Annotated in this window: 12 protein-coding genes; 5 read left to right on the top strand and 7 right to left on the bottom strand. The window is 60.9% G+C overall.

The features are described from left to right. Positions 1 to 52: 52 nt before the first annotated feature. Positions 53 to 1,072 (top strand): quinone-dependent dihydroorotate dehydrogenase, encoded by a 1,020-nt coding sequence (locus ACEN8E_RS20605; protein WP_495589650.1) that lies wholly within the window; start codon positions 53 to 55, stop codon positions 1,070 to 1,072. Between the two features lie 256 nt (positions 1,073 to 1,328). Here ACEN8E_RS20605 and rmf read toward each other — a convergent pair whose 3' ends face one another. Next, a complete protein-coding gene (gene rmf, locus ACEN8E_RS20600; protein WP_003223300.1) occupies positions 1,329 to 1,544 on the bottom strand; it encodes a ribosome modulation factor in 216 nt (71 codons plus the stop codon). A gap of 530 nt (positions 1,545 to 2,074) precedes the next feature. On the opposite strand from rmf, the gene rlmKL reads away from it, so the two are divergent. Together rlmKL and ACEN8E_RS20590 are read left to right on the top strand one after the other, a co-directional pair. After that, positions 2,075 to 4,345: a bifunctional 23S rRNA (guanine(2069)-N(7))-methyltransferase RlmK/23S rRNA (guanine(2445)-N(2))-methyltransferase RlmL gene (gene rlmKL, locus ACEN8E_RS20595; RefSeq protein ID WP_495589649.1), complete on the top strand. Its 2,271-nt coding sequence runs from the start codon at positions 2,075 to 2,077 to the stop codon at positions 4,343 to 4,345. A gap of 200 nt (positions 4,346 to 4,545) precedes the next feature. Continuing rightward, positions 4,546 to 6,945, top strand: coding sequence for a sensor domain-containing diguanylate cyclase (locus tag ACEN8E_RS20590; RefSeq protein WP_495589648.1), 2,400 nt, complete (start codon positions 4,546 to 4,548; stop codon positions 6,943 to 6,945). Between the two features lie 104 nt (positions 6,946 to 7,049). On the opposite strand, the gene dacB is transcribed toward ACEN8E_RS20590, so the two are convergent. Continuing rightward, positions 7,050 to 8,510 (bottom strand): D-alanyl-D-alanine carboxypeptidase/D-alanyl-D-alanine endopeptidase, encoded by a 1,461-nt coding sequence (dacB, locus tag ACEN8E_RS20585; RefSeq protein WP_495589647.1) that lies wholly within the window; start codon positions 8,508 to 8,510, stop codon positions 7,050 to 7,052. Between the two features lie 234 nt (positions 8,511 to 8,744). On the opposite strand from dacB, the gene ACEN8E_RS20580 reads away from it, so the two are divergent. After that, positions 8,745 to 9,089, top strand: coding sequence for a YggL family protein (locus tag ACEN8E_RS20580; RefSeq protein WP_007971486.1), 345 nt, complete (start codon positions 8,745 to 8,747; stop codon positions 9,087 to 9,089). A gap of 100 nt (positions 9,090 to 9,189) precedes the next feature. Here the strand turns inward: ACEN8E_RS20580 and ACEN8E_RS20575 are convergent, their stop codons facing one another. Beyond that, positions 9,190 to 10,404 (bottom strand): benzoate/H(+) symporter BenE family transporter, encoded by a 1,215-nt coding sequence (locus ACEN8E_RS20575; protein ID WP_495589646.1) that lies wholly within the window; start codon positions 10,402 to 10,404, stop codon positions 9,190 to 9,192. A 355-nt stretch (positions 10,405 to 10,759) separates the two neighbouring features. Here ACEN8E_RS20575 and ACEN8E_RS20570 point away from each other — a divergent pair, with 355 nt between their 5' ends. After that, complete coding sequence (locus tag ACEN8E_RS20570) at positions 10,760 to 11,524, top strand: GntR family transcriptional regulator (RefSeq protein ID WP_007971481.1); 765 nt, start codon at positions 10,760 to 10,762, stop codon at positions 11,522 to 11,524. A 169-nt stretch (positions 11,525 to 11,693) separates the two neighbouring features. Here ACEN8E_RS20570 and guaD read toward each other — a convergent pair whose 3' ends face one another. The 4 genes from guaD to xdhA all read right to left on the bottom strand — a co-directional run bounded on the left by guaD (position 11,694) and on the right by xdhA (position 17,841). Further along, positions 11,694 to 12,998: a guanine deaminase gene (guaD, locus tag ACEN8E_RS20565; protein ID WP_495589645.1), complete on the bottom strand. Its 1,305-nt coding sequence runs from the start codon at positions 12,996 to 12,998 to the stop codon at positions 11,694 to 11,696. Positions 12,999 to 13,006: 8 nt separating this feature from the next. Then, positions 13,007 to 13,849 carry a xanthine dehydrogenase accessory protein XdhC gene (xdhC, locus tag ACEN8E_RS20560; protein WP_495589644.1) on the bottom strand — a complete coding sequence of 281 codons (843 nt, stop codon included), beginning with the start codon at positions 13,847 to 13,849 and terminating at the stop codon, positions 13,007 to 13,009. 145 nt (positions 13,850 to 13,994) lie between these two features. Beyond that, positions 13,995 to 16,394, bottom strand: a complete 2,400-nt coding sequence (gene xdhB, locus ACEN8E_RS20555) for a xanthine dehydrogenase molybdopterin binding subunit (RefSeq protein ID WP_495589643.1) — start codon at positions 16,392 to 16,394, stop codon at positions 13,995 to 13,997. Continuing rightward, positions 16,387 to 17,841 (bottom strand): xanthine dehydrogenase small subunit, encoded by a 1,455-nt coding sequence (xdhA, locus tag ACEN8E_RS20550; protein WP_495589642.1) that lies wholly within the window; start codon positions 17,839 to 17,841, stop codon positions 16,387 to 16,389. The genes xdhB and xdhA overlap by 8 nt, the downstream gene beginning before the upstream one ends. Between the last annotated feature and the right edge of the window lie 275 nt (positions 17,842 to 18,116).

The raw sequence follows: 18,116 nt of genomic DNA, 5'->3' as shown, positions 1-18,116 counted from the left end.
GCCCGGCTATAATCGCCGCCTCAATTCGCCGCCAATCGAGTCAAATCCGCCCATGTACACCCTGGCCCGTCAGCTGTTGTTCAAACTCTCCCCGGAAACCTCCCACGATCTGTCCCTGGACCTGATCGGCGCGGGCGGACGTCTTGGGCTCAACGGCTTGCTGTGCAAGGCTCCGGCGAAGGTGCCGGTGAATGTCATGGGCCTGGATTTCCCGAATCCGGTGGGCCTGGCTGCCGGCCTGGACAAGAACGGCGCGGCCATCGATGGTTTCGCCCAACTGGGTTTCGGTTTTGTCGAAATCGGCACCATCACGCCGCGTCCGCAACCGGGCAACCCGAAGCCTCGCCTGTTCCGCCTGCCGGAAGCCGAGGCGATCATCAATCGCATGGGCTTCAACAACCTTGGCGTCGATCACCTGCTGGCCCGCGTGGCGGCGGCCAAGTACAAGGGCGTGCTGGGCATCAACATCGGCAAGAACTTCGATACGCCGGTCGAGCGTGCCGTGGATGACTACCTGATCTGCCTGGACAAGGTTTACGCCCACGCCAGCTATGTGACGGTCAACGTCAGTTCGCCGAACACGCCGGGCCTGCGCAGCCTGCAATTCGGTGACTCGCTCAAGCAGTTGCTGGCCGATCTGGCCGAGCGCCGTGCGGAACTGGCATTGCGTCATGGCAAGCATGTACCGCTGGCGATCAAGATCGCGCCGGACATGAGCGACGAAGAAACCGCACAGGTTGCGCAAGCGCTGATCGAAACCGGAATGGATGCCGTCATCGCCACCAACACCACCCTGAGCCGCGTAGGCGTCGAAGGCATGGAGCATGGCGACGAGGCTGGTGGTCTGTCTGGCGCACCGGTTCGCGACAAGAGCACCCACACCGTGAAAGTGCTGGCCTCGGAGCTGGCTGGTCGCCTGCCGATCATCGCTGCCGGTGGCATCACCGAAGGCAGGCATGCGGCGGAGAAAATCGCCGCTGGCGCGAGCCTGGTGCAAATCTATTCGGGCTTTATCTACAAAGGCCCGGCGCTGATTCGCGAATCCGTAGACGCCATCGCCGCCCTGCGCTGAGCCTTTGTACTTGTAGGAGCGAGCTCGCTCGCGATGGACTCGAGAACACCGCGTGTTTCCAGAAAGCACGCGTTATCGTTGACGTCCATCGCGAGCAGGCTCGCTCCTACAGGAGGATTGTTCTGGGCCAACGAGCGGGCATAAAAAAGGGCTCCTCAAAAGGAGCCCCTGGGCCGGAGCCCGCCGTCCGGATGGGACGTGCGTGGTTAATTCAGTACAAAGTCAGATTGTCGTGTCGGAGTGTTGTGCCCTGTAATTAGCCGACGGCGTGAAGTTCGTTGAGTCTGTGGATTCCCGCAGTGCCGGTCATACCGTCCCAGTTGTCGCCGCGTCCTTCTCGCCAGCCGTTGATCCAGGCTTGACGTACCGACGGTAGAGTAAATGGGCAAAGCTCACGGGATTTACCACCAACGCCATATTGATATCCGCGCAAAAATGCTCTTTCCAACGGATCACGCTTAAGTCTTCTCATAGGGTGCTGCCCTCACTTGTTGACTGTATTTATCGCGTCGACCTCAATCGAGGTCTGGCAGAAATGTCTGCCGTTGGGGGCTCGCTGCCGGCGTGGCGAGCCAAGGTGTTGACGTCCGTTGTGGCGCCAACCTGTATTGAGTTCTAACCAATGCGTCACATCGAGGGAATGATCGTTTTGTCATAAGGACGTAACTATTAATGTGCTAAGGCCATAAGTAACAGCGTGTATTTAGCGTATTTATTGGCCAAACCCCGGTATGATCGGCCCTGCGCTGGATGATGGGCTTAATCCTTTAGTGAGAATGGCTCCCGTTGCCGGGAAGCACTATTCGACGAAGGGTCGACTTATGACATTTTGTTGCATCAACTTTTTTATCTGTCCTTGCATCTAAGCTCATTTAACCCGGGCAGCAAGGGTGGAACGGCACACCTTCGTGCCACGCGGGCGCTCTTCGAGAAAAGCGCCTGATTGAAAACCGGACCGGCAATGCGTTGCCCGGTCACTCAGCTAAAGGTTCTGGAATTCCCATGTCCGATCGTTTCGAACTCTTCCTCACTTGCCCAAAAGGCCTTGAAGGCCTGCTCATCGAGGAAGCCGTCGGGCTTGGCCTTGAGGAAGCGCGGGAGCACACCTCTGCCGTGCGTGGCATGGCCACCATGGAAACCGCTTATCGCCTGTGCCTGTGGTCGCGCCTGGCCAACCGCGTGCTGCTGGTGCTCAAGCGCTTCCAGATGAAGGACGCCGAAGACCTGTACCACGGCGTGCTGGACATCGAGTGGGAAGACCACATGCTCAATGACGGCACCCTGGCCGTCGAATTCAGCGGCCATGGCTCGGGTATCGACAACACCCACTTCGGCGCGCTGAAGGTCAAGGACGCCATCGTCGACAAGCTGCGCACCCCGCAAGGCGACCGTCCGTCCATCGACAAGCTCAACCCGGACCTGCGCATCCACCTGCGCCTGGACCGCGGCGAAGCCATTCTGTCCCTCGACCTGTCCGGTCACAGCCTGCACCAGCGTGGTTATCGCTTGCAGCAAGGCGCGGCGCCGCTGAAGGAAAACCTCGCGGCCGCGATCCTGATCCGTTCCGGCTGGCCACGTATCGCGGCCGAAGGCGGCGCACTGGCCGACCCGATGTGCGGTGTCGGCACCTTCCTGGTGGAAGCGGCGATGATCGCCGCCGACATCGCGCCGAACCTGCGCCGCGAGCAGTGGGGTTTCACCGCCTGGCTCGGTCACGTTCCTGCGTTGTGGAAAAAGCTCCATGAAGAAGCGTCCGAGCGCGCAGCGGCCGGGCTGGCCAAGCCACCGTTGTGGATTCGCGGCTACGAAGCCGATCCACGGCTGATTCAGCCGGGCCGTAACAACGTCGAACGGGCCGGCCTGAGCGAGTGGATCAAGATCTATCAAGGCGAAGTCGCGACTTTCGAGCCACGCCCGGACCAGAACCAGAAAGGCCTGGTGATCTGCAACCCTCCGTACGGCGAGCGTCTGGGTGACGAGGCGAGCCTGCTCTACCTCTACCAGAACCTCGGCGAACGCCTGCGTCAGGCCTGCCTGAACTGGGAAGCGGCGGTATTCACCGGCGCGCCGGACCTGGGCAAGCGCATGGGCATCCGCAGCCACAAGCAGTATTCGTTCTGGAACGGCGCCTTGCCGTGCAAGCTGCTGCTGATCAAAGTGCTGCCCGACCAGTTCGTCACCGGCGAGCGCCGCACCCCGGAGCAACGCCAGGTCGAGCGTGAACAAGCCGCCTATGATCAGGCGCCAAACGAGCCGCAGGAACGCAAGTTCAACAAGAACGGTAACCCGATCAAGCCGACGCCGGCACCGGCTCCGGTGGTCGAGCAACCGCGCCTGAGCGAAGGCGGGCAGATGTTCGCCAACCGCCTGCAGAAGAACCTCAAGGCCATGGGCAAGTGGGTCAAGCGTGAAGGCATCGACTGCTACCGCGTCTACGATGCCGACATGCCGGAATACTCCATGGCCATCGACCTGTATCACGATTGGGTCCATGTGCAGGAGTACGCCGCGCCGAAATCCATCGACCCGGAAAAGGCCTCGGGCCGCATGTTCGATGCCCTGGCAGCCATCCCGCAGGCGTTGAACATCGACAAGAGCCGCGTGGTGGTCAAGCGCCGCGAACGCCAGAGTGGCACCAAGCAATACGAACGCCAGGCGGCGCAGGGCAAGTTTGTCGAGGTCAATGAAGGCGGCGTGAAGCTGCTGGTGAACCTCACCGACTACCTCGACACCGGTCTGTTCCTCGACCATCGGCCGATGCGTATGCGTATCCAGAAAGAGGCGGCCGGCAAACGCTTCCTCAATCTGTTCTGCTATACCGCAACGGCCAGCGTGCATGCGGCCAAGGGCGGCGCGCGCAGCACCACCAGCGTCGACCTGTCGAAAACCTATCTGGACTGGGCGCGTCGCAACCTGTCGCTGAACGGTTTTTCCGATAAGAACCGCCTGGAGCAGGGTGATGTGATGGCGTGGCTCGAAGCCAGTCGTGACGAGTACGACCTGATCTTCATCGACCCGCCGACGTTCTCCAACTCCAAGCGCATGGAAGGCGTGTTCGACGTACAGCGCGACCAGGTGCAACTGATCGACCTGGCCATGGCGCGCCTGGCAACCGGTGGTGTGTTGTACTTCTCCAACAACTTCCGCAAGTTCGAACTGGAGGCCAATCTCGGCGAGCGTTATGCGGTCGAGGAAATCACCGCCCAGACCATCGATCCGGATTTTGCCCGCAACGCCAAGATCCATCGCGCCTGGAAAATCATGGCCCGTTGACGGTTGAACCCTCCTGTAGGAGCGAGCCTGCTCGCGATGGTCGACAACGATAACGCGTGCTTTCTGAATGCACGCGGTGTCCCTGAGTCCATCGCGAGCAGGCTCGCTCCTACAGTGCTGGTCAAATTAGTGGCTAATAGCTATAACTCAACTCATGGCCATAGGGCTTTCCCGCACCTGGCGTTTTGAGTTTGCGTTTTATGTCGTTGCACGCCGTGCGCCCCAAGATCCTGGGTTTTCTCAGCGAAGATGTCTCGGCCTGGCTGATCGCGCTGCTGGTGCTACTTGTCGGTGGGGTGCTCACGGGGTTGCTGGCGTGGTCGACGCTGAATGTGTTTCACCATCAATTGCGGCAACGCTTTCAACTGCTGGCCAGTGAGCGTTACAGCCGTATCGAAGAACGTTTCGAAGATCAGGAGCAGCGCCTCGATGGCCTGCGCCGGTTTTTCGCCAATTCCGATTCGGTTTCCCGAGCGGAATTCGACGGTTATACCCAGCCTTTGCTGCTGCGAACCCAAGCCTACTCCTACGCGGTAAGGGTTACTGGCGAGCAGCGTGCGGCGTTCGAGCGCCGTGTGCGTGACGAAGGCTTGAGTAACTTCACCCTGCGCGAACTCGACGCCGACGGTCAGCTGAAACTGGCGGGCGAACGCGACGAGTACGTAGTGGTGCTGTATAGCCAGACCCAAAGCAAACTCGGTTCTCCCCTCGGTTACGACTTGCTGGCCCAGCCGCTGCGGCGCGCCACGCTCGATCGGGCCGATCAGCATGGCGCGATGGCGGTGTCGCAACCGATGCATCTGGTGAATATCGAGCCGGCATATGCACGAGGTGTGCTGCTGGTCGCGCCGGTCACGCAGCGCAACAGTCAGGACCATAACGCCACCAAGCCCTACGGTTATGTCATGGCCGTGATCAGCATGCGCCAGTTGCTGGCGGACGGACTGCCGGAAGCGAGCCATGACTATCTCTCGGTACGCATCCTCGATTTGTCGACCAACGACCAACACGAAGTGCTGTTCGAGTCGCCCAACCCGCCGGCCATCAGCGAGTTGTCCACCACGCGCCTGTTGCGCATGGCCGATCATGACTATCAAGTTGATATCCAGCCCAGCGAAGCCTTTATCCAGGCCAATCATTCATCGGTGAACAGTGTGGTGGTGCTGGGTGGTTTGCTCAGCGTGCTGCTCAGTGCCTTGCTGTATGTGCTGGTCAGTCAGCGGCAGCGGGCGTTGAAGCTGGTCGAGCAACGCACCCGGGAGCTGCGCGATCGGGAACAGGAGCTGCGCGGCACCCATGGCCAGTTGCGTGGCGTGCTGAATGCCGCCACCCAGGTGGCGATCATCGCCACCGACCTGCGCGGCGTCATCAGCACTTTCAATGCGGGTGCCGAGCAGATGCTTGGCTATACCAGTGCCGAAGTGATCGGCCATATGACCCTGGAGAGCCTGCACCTGCCCCGGGAACTGGCCGCTCGCTCGGCAGAGTTGAGTGCACGCTATGGCAAACCGGTTCCAGCCTGCCACGCGATGCTGGTCGAAGGCGACATGGAGGGCAGTCACGAGACACGGGAGTGGACGCTGGTGCGCGGCGATGGCAGCCATTTGATGGTCAACATGCTTGCGACACCAGTGCTCGACGAGCAAGGCCTGTGGGTCGGGCACCTGGCGGTGTGCATCGACATCACCGAACGTAAACGGGTCCATGAAGCGCTCGCGGCGCGGGACCTGCTGTTGAAGAAACTCAGCGCCCATGTGCCCGGCGGCATCTACCAGTTCAAGATGGAGTTCGACGGGCGCTTCAGTGTGATCTACGCCAGCGACGGCATTCGCGAGATCTACGAGCTGGAACCCGACGTGCTGCTGCTCAATGCCGAGTCGATCTTCACCCGGATTCACCCGCAGGACACCACCCGAGTCCGTGCCTCGATCCGCGCCTCGGCCGACACCCTGAGCCCCTGGCGCGAAGAATACCGCGTGCAACTGCCGCAACGTGGTTTGCGTTGGGTTCGCGGCGAAGCCACTCCGGAGGAACTGCCCGGTGGCGGAGTGCTGTGGCACGGCTACATCTCGGACATTTCCGATATGAAGCGGGTGGAAGAGGAATTGCGCGCGTTGTCGGTCACCGATTCACTGACCGGTATCCACAACCGGCGTTATTTCCAGGAGCGCCTGACCACCGAAATGGTCAGGGTAGAGCGCGGTGGTGGGGATCTTTCGGTGATCATGCTCGATATCGACCATTTCAAGCGCATCAATGACCTGCATGGCCATGCCATCGGTGATCGGGTGTTGCAGGCCGTGTGCGAACGGATCGGCCATCGGCTGCGTCGTACCGATGTGTTCTGCCGCCTGGGCGGTGAGGAGTTCATGGTGCTGTGCCCGGATATCAACGGCGAACATGCCTACATATTGGCTCGGCAATTGTGGCAAGGCTTGCGCAGTTCACCCATCGAAGATGTCGGTACCGTTACCGCCAGTTTCGGGATTGCCAGTTGGCGGGCCGGGGAGGGCGCCGATGCCTTGCTGTTACGCGCGGACTCGGGAGTCTATGCGGCAAAGCAGGCAGGAAGGGATCGGGTGGAAGAGGAAATGAACTAGGGTTGCATGCAATCCCTGTGGGAGCGAGCCTGCTCGCGAAAGCGTAGTGTCAGTCCTGACGCTTTTCGCGAGCAGGCTCGCTCCCACAGGGGGGGTGTGGTGCTTTACAACACCGAAGCCGTCTGCGGCACCTTCGGTTGGCGGTACAGGTCGAGCAGCACCTGATCAAGCACCGAAGAGGCGCCGAACGGGGCCTTGTCGTTGAGGATCGCTACCACCACCCAGGTGTTGCCGTTGACGTCGCGACTGAAGCCGGCAATCGCCCGCACGGTGTTCAGGGTGCCGGTCTTGACGTGGGCTTCACCGCGCATCGCCGTGGTCTTGAGGCGCTTGCGCATGGTGCCGTCGGTGCCGGCAATCGGCATCGAACTGATGTATTCGGCGGCATACGGGCTGTGCCACGCCGCTTCGAGCATCGAGGCCATTTCCCGGGCGCTGACGCGCTCGGAACGGGACAGGCCGGAGCCGTTCTCCATCACCAGATGCGGCGCGGTGATGCCCTTTTTCGCCAGCCACTGACGCACCACACGCTGGGCGGCCTTGGCGTCGTCACCATCGGCGTCGGTGCGGAAGCGTTGGCCGAGGCTCAGGAACAACTGCTGGGCCATGGTGTTGTTACTGTACTTGTTGATGTCGCGGATGACTTCCGCCAGGTCCGGCGAGAATGCCCGGGCCAGTACCTTGGCATCTTTCGGTGTTGGCGCCAGCACATCCTTGCCCTGGATGCTGCCACCCAGTTCCTTCCAGATCGCCCGGACGGCACCGGCGGTGTAGGTCGCATGGTCGAGCAGCGACAGGTACGTCTGCGAGCTGCAGCCTTCTCCCAGCTGCCCGCCGACCGTCACGGTCACGCTGCCATCGGCTTGTGCCACCGGGTTGTAGCGCACGCCACCGGTGCATTGCTTGGAATTGAGGGCCTTGACCTGATTGTCGATGCGGATGCTCGCAATCGGCGGCTCCACCGAGACCAGCACCTTGCCCGAGTCATTGCGCGCGACAAAGCGCAGCGCCTTGAGGTTGACCAGCAGCGAGTCGGGCTTGACCAGGAACGGCTTGTTCTCGTCGTTGCCGTCGTCATTGAACTCCGGCAGTTGCGGTTGCACGAAGAAGGTTTTATCCAGCACCAGGTCACCGGTGACCTGGGTGACACCGTTGGCACGCAGGTCACGCATCAGCAGCCAGAGCTTTTCCATGTTCAGCTTCGGATCGCCGCCACCCTTGAGGTAGAGGTTGCCGTTGAGGATGCCGCCACTGAGGGTGCCGTCGGTGTAGAACTCGGTTTTCCACTGATGGTTCGGGCCGAGCATTTCCAGGGCCGCGTAGGTGGTGACCAGTTTCATGGTCGACGCCGGGTTGACCGAGACGTCTGCGTTGAACACCGTCGGGGTGCCGGGACCGGTGAGCGGGATCATCACCAGCGACAGGGCGTTGTCCTGCAACTTGCTGGCTTTCAGGGCTTTTTCAACGCTGGGCGACAACGCCGTGTTGATCGGAGCTGCGGAAACGGAGAGGGCCAGGGGGAGAAGAAAACCGGCCAGCAGCAATGGACGCAAAGATTTGATCATCTGAAATAAAACCCTACAGTCGAGGGGAAATAAGACGAGGGCATGGCGATAAATTCCCTCAATGGTCATGAAAGTGTCGGCATTATGCCCCAAGGTGTCCCGGCTTGTGCCGTGCGCGGGCGGTCTGACGGGCTATTTTTTTACCGACGGTAGGCATAGTGGCCCACAGAGTCAGGCAATCGGCGGCTTAAACTGCTAAAGTGCCGCCCGTTATTACTTAAGAGGATTGTTCCAATGGCGACTAACCGTTCCCAGCGTCTGCGCAAAAAATTGTGCGTCGATGAATTTCAAGAGCTGGGTTTCGAACTGAACCTGGATTTCAAAGAAGATTTGGCTGATGAAGCCATTGATGCTTTCCTCGATGCGTTCCTCAAAGAAGCCATGGAAGCCAACGGTCTGGGCTATGTTGGCGGCGACGACTACGGTCTGGTTTGCCTGCAGAAGCGTGGCTCGGTCAGCGCTGAACAGCGCGCTGCCGTTGAAGCCTGGCTCAAAGGCCGCACCGAGCTGACCAGCGTTGAAGTCAGCCCGCTGCTGGACGTCTGGTACCCGGAAAAGCCGATCAATCCGGTAGCTTGATGTTCTAAAAAACGGCGACTCTTGAGTCGCCGTTTTTTTTGTAGGAGCGAGCCTGCTCGCGATGAACCTGAGAGCGCTGCGGGGTGTCATGTTCCCAGCGTTATCGTTGACGACCATCGCGAGCAGGCTCGCTCCCACAGTTCAGTATCACCAGCGTCACCACCCCCGCGACAATCCCCCAGAACGCCGAACCGATGGAAAACAGCGTCAGCCCCGATGCCGTGACCATGAAGGTGATCAGCGCCGCTTCACGCTCCTTCACTTCGCTCATGGCGATGCTCAAACCGTTGATGATCGAGCCAAACAGCGCCAGCGCGGCAATCGACAGCACCAGTTCCTTGGGCAGCGCGGCAAACAATGCGGCGAGCGTCGCGCCGAACACCCCGGCGACCCCGTAGAAAATCCCGCACCAGACGGCTGCGGTGTAGCGCTTGTTGCGATCCTCATGGGCGTGCGGCCCGGTGCAGATCGCTGCGCTGATCGCGGCCAGGTTGATCCCGTGCGAGCCGAACGGCGCCAACAGCAAGCTGGCGATACCGGTGGTGGTGATCAGCGGCGAGGCTGGCACCGTGTAACCGTCGGCGCGCAACACGGCGATTCCGGGCATGTTCTGTGACGTCATGGCCACGACAAACAGCGGGATGCCGATGCTGATCGTCGCTGCCAGGGAGAAGTGCGGCGTGGTCCAGACCGGCGTCGCCACCTCCAGGTGAAAGCCGCTGAAGTCCAGCAGCCCCATGAAGCCTGACAAGGCCGTGCCGATCAGCAATGCGGCCAGCACCGCATAGCGCGGCGACAGGCGCTTGACCAGCAGGTAAGTGGCAAACATCCCCAATACCAGGCTGGTGCGGTGTTGCGCGGCGACGAAAATCTCGCTGCCGATCTTGAACAGGATCCCTGCCAGCAGGGCGGCGGCCAGGGATGCCGGGATTTTTTTCACCAGCCGTTCGAAGCTGCCGGTCAGCCCGCAAATCGTCACCAGCACCGCGCAGGTAATATAGGCACCAATGGCTTCACCGTAGCTAACGCCGCCCAGGCTGGTGATCAGCAGCGCGGCACCGGGGGTCGACCAGGCAATGGTGATCGGTGTGCGATAGCGCAGGGACAGGCCAATGGAGCACACCGCCATGCCGATGGAGATCGCCCAGATCCACGAAGAAATCTGCCCGCTGCTCAGCCCCGCCGCTTGCCCGGCCTGAAACATCAGCACCAGGGAACTGGTGTAGCCGGTCATCATCGCGATGAACCCGGCGACGATGGCCGAGGGCGAGGTATCGGCCAATGGACGGAGTTGGGTGTGCGTGGCGTCGTTCATGACAGGTGTGTTCCTGGTTCATATGAAGATGTCCGCTGCAACACTAACCTTGTGGGAGCGAGCCTGCTCGCGATAGCGGTGGATCAGCCAACAGAAATGCTGAATGTGACGCCGCCATCGCGAGCAGGCTCGCTCCCACAGGGATTGCGTTGCAAAGGCGGATTCTGCGAACAAGCCTAAACTCAAAAGTAACCAGGCGTTGCGATACAGCCGAGGCAACATTCAGCCATACAGTCGTGTTGCCACCATCCATTGTGTACAATCGTGGTGTTTTTTACGCGATACTTGCCAGCGACCCACTGTGCCGTATTACAGTCACCGTCAATTCGCCGCAGTTCTTCCGACTCGAGTGCCCATGAACGAACAGTTGCAACCCCTAAAGAAACAACCGCGAGCAGGCAAAGCCGGCCGCAGCGGTACCCAGGACGATATTGTCTACGCGCATATCTTCGAGGCCATCCTCGAGCAGCGTCTGGCGCCCGGCACCAAGTTGAGCGAAGAAGCGCTGGGGGAAATTTTCGGGGTCAGCCGCACCATCATTCGCCGCGCCTTGTCGCGCCTGGCCCATGAAGGCGTGGTGCTGCTGCGTCCGAATCGCGGCGCCGTCGTCGCCAGCCCGAGTGTCGAAGAGGCGCGCCAGGTGTTCATGGCCCGGCGTCTGGTCGAGCGCGCGATCACCGAATTGGCGGTGCAGCACGCCACTGCCGAGCAGATTGCCGAATTGCGCCAGATGGTCAACGACGAGCGCGACAGCTTCTCCCGTGGCGACCGTGGTGCCGGCATCCGCCTGTCGGGCGAATTCCACCTGAAACTGGCCGAAGCGGCGAAAAACGCCCCGTTGATCAGCTTCCAGCGCAGCCTGGTGTCCCAGACTTCGCTGATCATCGCCCAGTACGAAAGCGGCAACCGTTCCCACTGCTCCTACGACGAACACACCCAGTTGATCGATGCCATCGAAAAGCGCGACGCAGAGCTGGCTGTCAACCTGATGATGCATCACATGGATCACATCGACAGCAAGCTCAACCTCGACGAGGAAAGTGCTTCGGATGACCTGCATGCCGTGTTCTCGCATTTGTTGCAGACCAAGAAGCCAGGGCGTTCGCCAGCGAAAATCTGACACCCCCCCTGTAGGAGCGAGCCTGCTCGCGATGGTCGTTAACGATTACGCGGGGCATCTGAAACCCCGCGGCGCCCTCGAGTCCATCGCGAGCAGGCTCGCTCCTACAGGGCATAAAAAATCCCCCGGAATCTGACGATCGCGGGGGATTTTTTATGGGCGCAAACTTTTACCGCTGATGCACCAGATTCCCCGCCGCATAAGTCTGCAGCACCGTCCGGTCATCCCCCAGCGTCATCAACACGAACAACGTCTCGGCGATGTTATGGGCCTGCTTCAGGCGATAGCCCAGCAGTGGCGTGGCGTTGTAGTCCAGCACCAGGAAGTCGGCGTCGCTGCCCGGCTGCAGGTTGCCGATCCTGTCTTCCAGGCGCAGCGCGCGGGCGCCGCCGAGGGTGGCCAGGTACAGCGACTTGAACGGGCTCAGGCGTGCGCCTTGCAGCTGCATGACCTTGTAGGCTTCGTTGAGGGTTTGCAGCAGCGAGAAGCTGGTGCCGCCGCCCACGTCGGTGCCGATGCCGACATTGAGTTTGTGCTTCTCGGCCATCGGCAGGTTGAACAGGCCGCTGCCGAGGAAGAAGTTCGAGGTCGGGCAGAACGAGATGGCCGAACCGGTTTCCGCCAGTCGCGCGCACTCGTCATCGCACAGGTGCACACCGTGGGCGAACACCGAGCGCTCGCCGAGCAACTGGTAGTGATCGTAGACGTCCAGGTAGCCCTTGCGCTCCGGGAACAGTTCCTTGACCCACTCGATTTCCTTGAGGTTTTCGCTGATGTGGGTCTGCATGTACAGATCCGGGTATTCAGTCAGCAACTGGCCGGCCAGGGTGAGCTGTTCCGGGGTACTGGTCGGTGCGAAGCGCGGGGTGACGGCGTAGTGCAGGCGACCCTTGCCGTGCCAGCGTTCGATCAACGCCTTGCTTTCCACGTAGCTGGATTCGGCGGTGTCGGTCAGGTAGTCGGGCGCGTTGCGGTCCATCATCACCTTGCCGGCGATCATGCGCAGGTCCAGCTGTTGGGCGGCTTCGAAGAACGAGTTCACCGATTGCGGGTGCACGCTGCCGAACACCAGCGCGGTGGTGGTGCCATTGCGCAGCAGTTCCTTGATGAAAATGTCCGCGACTTCGTCGGCGTGGGCCTTGTCGGCGAACTGGCTTTCGCACGGGAAGGTGTAGGTGTTGAGCCAGTCCAGCAATTGCTCGCCGTAGGCGCCAACCATGCCGGTTTGCGGCAAGTGGATGTGGGTATCGATGAAGCCGGGAGTGATCAGTGCGTCCTGATAGTGGGTGATTTCGACGTCAGCCGCCAGGGTGGGCAGCAGTTCGCTGGCGTGGCCGAGGGCGCTGATCTGGCCGTTATCCACAACCAGCAAACCGTCTTCGAAATACTCGTAGGAGGCTTCGATGCCGACTACGGCAGGGTCGGCGATGCTGTGCAGGATGGCGGCGCGGTAGGCTTTGCGAGTCAAAGGCATGAGAATTCTCAGTTGGAGGCTTGGCTGCGGCGTGACGCAGGCAGCAATTTGGCAATCGATCCGGCGCTGGCGGTGTGCTGACCGAAATTCGCGTTATAGGTGGCGATGATTTCGCCGGCGATGGAGATGGCGATTTCCACAGGCAGCTTGCCTTTGACTTCGCCGATGCCCATCGGGCAGCGCATGCGTTGCACGACGCTGGTGTCGAAGCCGCGGTCGCGCAGGCGATGTTCGAACTTCACGCGTTTGGTCTTCGAGCCGATCAGGCCGAAGTAGGCGAAGTCGTTGCGCTTGAGGATGGCGGCGGTGAGTTCGAGGTCGAGTTGATGGTTGTGGGTCATGACGATGCAATAGCTCCCGGCAGGGAGATCATCGACTTCATCCACCGGCTCTTCGCTGACGATCTTGCGCACGCCATGGGGGATCTGTTCGGGGAACTCAGCATCCCGCGAGTCGATCCAGCGCACCCGGCAAGGCAGGCTGGCCAGCAGTGGCACCAGCGCCCGGCCCACGTGGCCGGCGCCGAACACGGCGATCTGCGCCTGCACCTGGCCCATCGGTTCGAACAGCAATACCGTGGCCCCACCGCAGCATTGGCCGAGGCTGGCACCGAGGCTGAAGCGCTCCAGATGGGTGTCCTGTTTGCCGCTGGCCAGCATCTCGCGGGCAATCTGCATGGCCTTGTATTCCAGGTGTCCGCCACCGATGGTGTCGAAGGCCTGGTTCGCGCTGATGACCATCTTCGAGCCGGCATTGCGCGGCGTCGAGCCGAGCTCTTCGATGATGGTTATCAGCACGCAGGGCTCACCCCGGTTTTGCAGGTCGGCGAGGGCGTCGATCCAGTTGTACATGTTCACCTCGACATTGTTGTTGTCTGTTCGGGCGTCTTCGCGAGCAGGCTCGCTCCCACATTTTGATCTCTGTCATTCACAAAATTTGTGTCCACTGGAGATCCATTGTGGGAGCGAGCCTGCTCGCGAAGGCCGCACCTCGGTCTTAGAGAGAAGCCAACTCGGTTTCAGCCTCGACAGCCTTCGCCGCCTTCAACTGGCGCATCTGCTCACAGCCCCACAACACCCGCTCCGGAGTCGCCGGCGCATCGATTTTCGGTTGATGCCTGTAATCGCCCAAGCTGGCCACGGCGTCCTTGATTGCACACCACGAGGCGATGCCCAGCATGAACGGCGGTTCGCCCACGGCCTTGGAATGGAACACCGTGTCTTCGGGGTTCTTGCGGTTTTCCACCAGCTTCACCCGCAGGTCCAGCGGCATGTCCGCCACGGCCGGGATCTTGTAGCTGGCCGGGCCGTTGGTCATCAGCTTGCCCTTGTTGTTCCACACCAGCTCTTCCATGGTCAGCCAGCCCATGCCCTGGATGAAACCGCCCTCGACCTGACCGATGTCGATGGCCGGGTTCAGCGAGGCGCCGACGTCGTGGAGGATGTCGGTGCGCAGCATCTTGTATTCGCCGGTCAGGGTGTCGACCAGCACTTCGCAGCATGCCGCACCAAAGGCGAAGTAGTAGAACGGCCGGCCACGGGCCTGGCTGCGGTCGTAGTAGATTTTCGGGGTCTTGTAGAAGCCGGTGCTCGACAGCGACACCTGGGCGAAGTACGCCTGCTGGATCAACGCTTCGAAGGTCAGGATATGGTCGCGTACGCGCACATGGCCGTTGTGGAATTCCACGTCTTCTTCGCTGACCTTGTATTGGCGAGCAGCGAATTCAATCAGGCGTTTCTTGATGGTTTCCGCTGCGTTCTGCGCGGCCTTGCCGTTCAGGTCGGCACCGCTGGAAGCGGCGGTCGGTGAAGTGTTCGGTACTTTGTCGGTGTTGGTCGCGGTGATCTGTACGCGGTCCATTTCCACCTGGAACACTTCGGCCACAACCTGCGCGACCTTGGTGTTCAGGCCCTGGCCCATTTCGGTGCCGCCGTGGTTGAGGTGGATGCTGCCGTCGGTGTAGACGTGCACCAAGGCGCCTGCCTGGTTGAGGAAGCTGGCGGTGAAGGAAATGCCGAATTTCACCGGGGTCAGCGCCAGGCCTTTTTTCAGGATCGGGCTGTTGGCGTTGTAGCGACGGATGGCTTCGCGACGCTCGGCGTACTGGCTGCTTTCTTCCAGTTCGGCGGTCATCTCTTCGAGCATGTTGTGCTCGACGGTCTGGTAGTAATGGGTGACGTTGCGCTCGGTCTTGCCGTAGTAGTTGGCCTTGCGCACCGCCAGCGGATCGAGGTTCAGATGCCGGGCAATCGCGTCCATCACTTCTTCGATGGCGACCATACCTTGCGGGCCGCCGAAGCCACGGTAGGCGGTGTTCGACGCAGTGTTCGTCTTGCAGCGATAACCGTTGATGGTCGCGTCGCCCAGGTAGTACGAGTTGTCGGAGTGGAACATGGCACGGTCAACAATCGAGTTCGACAGGTCCGGCGAGCAGCCGCAGTTACCCGCCAGTTCCAGCTGGATGCCATGCAGGCGCCCGCTGTCGTCGAAGCCCACGTCGTATTCGACATAGAACGGATGGCGCTTGCCGGTCATCAGCATGTCTTCGACCCGTGGCAGGCGCATCTTGGTCGGTTGGCCGGTCAGGTGCGCGATCACCGCGCACAGGCAGGCCGGGCTCGCGGCCTGGGTTTCCTTGCCGCCGAAACCGCCGCCCATGCGGCGCATGTCGACGACGATCTTGTTCATCGACACGTCCAGCACTTCCGCCACCAGTTTTTGCACTTCGGTGGGGTTCTGCGTGGAGCAGTAGACGATCATGCCGCCGTCTTCGGTGGGCATTACCGAAGAGATCTGGGTTTCGAGGTAGAAGTGCTCCTGGCCGCCGATGTGCAGTGTGCCCTGGATACGGTTTTTCGCGGTCGCCAATGCCCCTGTCGAATCACCGCGTTGATGGGTGTGGGTGTCCAGCACGAAATGCTTTTTGCGATAGGCCTCGACCACGTCCAGCACCGGTTCCAGGTCTTCGTATTCGATCACGGCGGCCATGGCGGCCTTGCGTGCGGTCTCCAGGTCGCGGGCGGCCACGGCCACCACCACCTGACCGACGAACTGCACCGTGTCGATGGCCAGCAACGGGTCGCCGGGCATCAATGGACCGATGTCTTTCAGGCCCGGTACGTCTTCGTGGGTAATGGCGATGCGCACGCCTTCGAAGGCGTAGCAGGGCGCGGTGTCGATGCTGATGATGCGGGCATGGGCGCGGTCCGACATGCGCGCATAAACGTGCAACTGGTTCGGAAACTCCAGGCGATCGTCGATGTACTGCGCTTCACCGGCGACATGCTTGGCGGCGCTGTCGTGCTTGACGCTGCGGCCGACACCGGTGGTCAGGTCCTTGGCGAACAGTTCAGCCAATTCGGCTTGGGTCTTCTCTACGGCGTGATGATTAGACATAAGCGGTCACCCGAGTCTCGATGTGCGGTGTTTGCAGTTCGATGAAGTATTTGCGCAGCAGGTTCTGCGCGCTGAGCAGGCGGTATTCCTTGCTGGCGCGGAAGTCCGAGAGCGGCGTGAAATCTTCGCCCAGGGCAGCGCAGGCGCGTTCAACGGTGGCGTTGTTGAACGGCGAACCGAGCAATGCGGCTTCGCAGGCTGCGGCGCGTTTCGGGATGGCTGCCATGCCGCCGAAGGCGACGCGGGCCTCGGCCACCACGCCGTTTTCCAGGCGGATGTTGAAGGCGGCGCACACGGCGGAAATGTCGTCGTCCAGGCGCTTGGAAACCTTGTAGGCGCGGAACAGTTTTTCGACGCTGGCGCGCGGCACGATGATCTTCTCGATGAACTCGCTTTCCTGGCGCGCGGTGACGCGGTAGTCGATGAAGTAATCTTCCAGCGCCAGGGTGCGGCGGGTGTCGCCTTTGCACAGCACGATTTGCGCGCCGAGGGCGATCAGCAGGGGTGGCGAGTCACCAATCGGCGAGGCGTTGCCGATGTTGCCGCCGAGGGTGCCCTGGTTGCGGATCTGCAAAGAGGCGAAGCGGTGCAGCAATTCACCGAAGTCCGGGTACTCGGCGTTCAAGGCCTCGTAGCAATCGGAAAGGGCCGTGGCGGCGCCGATTTCCAGACGATCGTCAAAACGTTCGATGCGTTTCATCTCGGCGACGTTGCCGACGTAGATCATCACCGGCAGGGTGCGGTGGAACTGCGTGACTTCCAGCGCCAGGTCGGTACCGCCGGCCAACAGGCGGGCCTGTGGATAAGCGTCGTAGAGGTCGGCCAGGTCGGCCACGGTCAGCGGCACCAGGCAGCGTTTGTCGCCGCTGTTGAGCTCGCCGATATCGGTAGGGGCAATGGCTTTCAGGCGCGCGATGGTGTCGGCCTCGCGAGCGTCGAACTGGTCCGGTTGCTTGCCGCAGCAGGACTGTTCGGCGGCTTCCAGGATCGGCCGGTAGCCGGTGCAGCGGCAGAGGTTGCCGGCCAGTGCTTCGTGGGCCTTGGCATGATCCGGTGCATCGCTGTTCTTTTGCAGGGCAAACAGCGACATCACAAAGCCTGGGGTACAGAAGCCGCATTGCGAACCGTGGCACTCGACCATGGCTTTCTGCACGCTGTGCAGTTGACCTTTGTGCTTGAGGTCTTCAACGCTGATCAGCTGTTTGCCGTGCAGGGACGAGACGAACGTCAGGCACGAGTTGAGGCTGCGATAGCGAATGTGTTCGCGGCCGTCATCATCCGTTTGCAATTCGCCGACCACCACGGTGCAGGCGCCGCAGTCACCGCTGGCGCAGCCTTCTTTGGTGCCGGGTTTGCCCACATGGTCGCGCAGATAATTGAGCACGGTCAGATTCGGGTCCAGGGCGTGCTCGCTACGGAGTTCCTGGTTTAGTAAAAACTGGATCACGGAAGGCCTCGCAGACTCATTATTGTTGTTAACCGATAGGACCGAATTTAGCAGGTCTGACTTTTCGGTCAATGATTTTCTGACTTAAAGGTCAGGAAATTGCATTTTGTCGATCAACCACCTGTTCCTTAATTATTGTCGTTGGTTCGATAGCCTGCCTTTTTGCTTGAATCAGCTTGAATCGTGCCAAAATCCTCCGGGCGGGCACTCCGCCCTGAGCCAGCAATTGCGCTACACTGCGCCGCTCGTACAGATCGAAGAGTTTGAAGGACAAC

It is taken from the genome of Pseudomonas sp. Pseusp9 (genome assembly GCF_059491265.1).
Note: the sequence above shows the minus strand (reverse complement) of the source record. Positions and strands in the feature narration are given on the sequence as shown.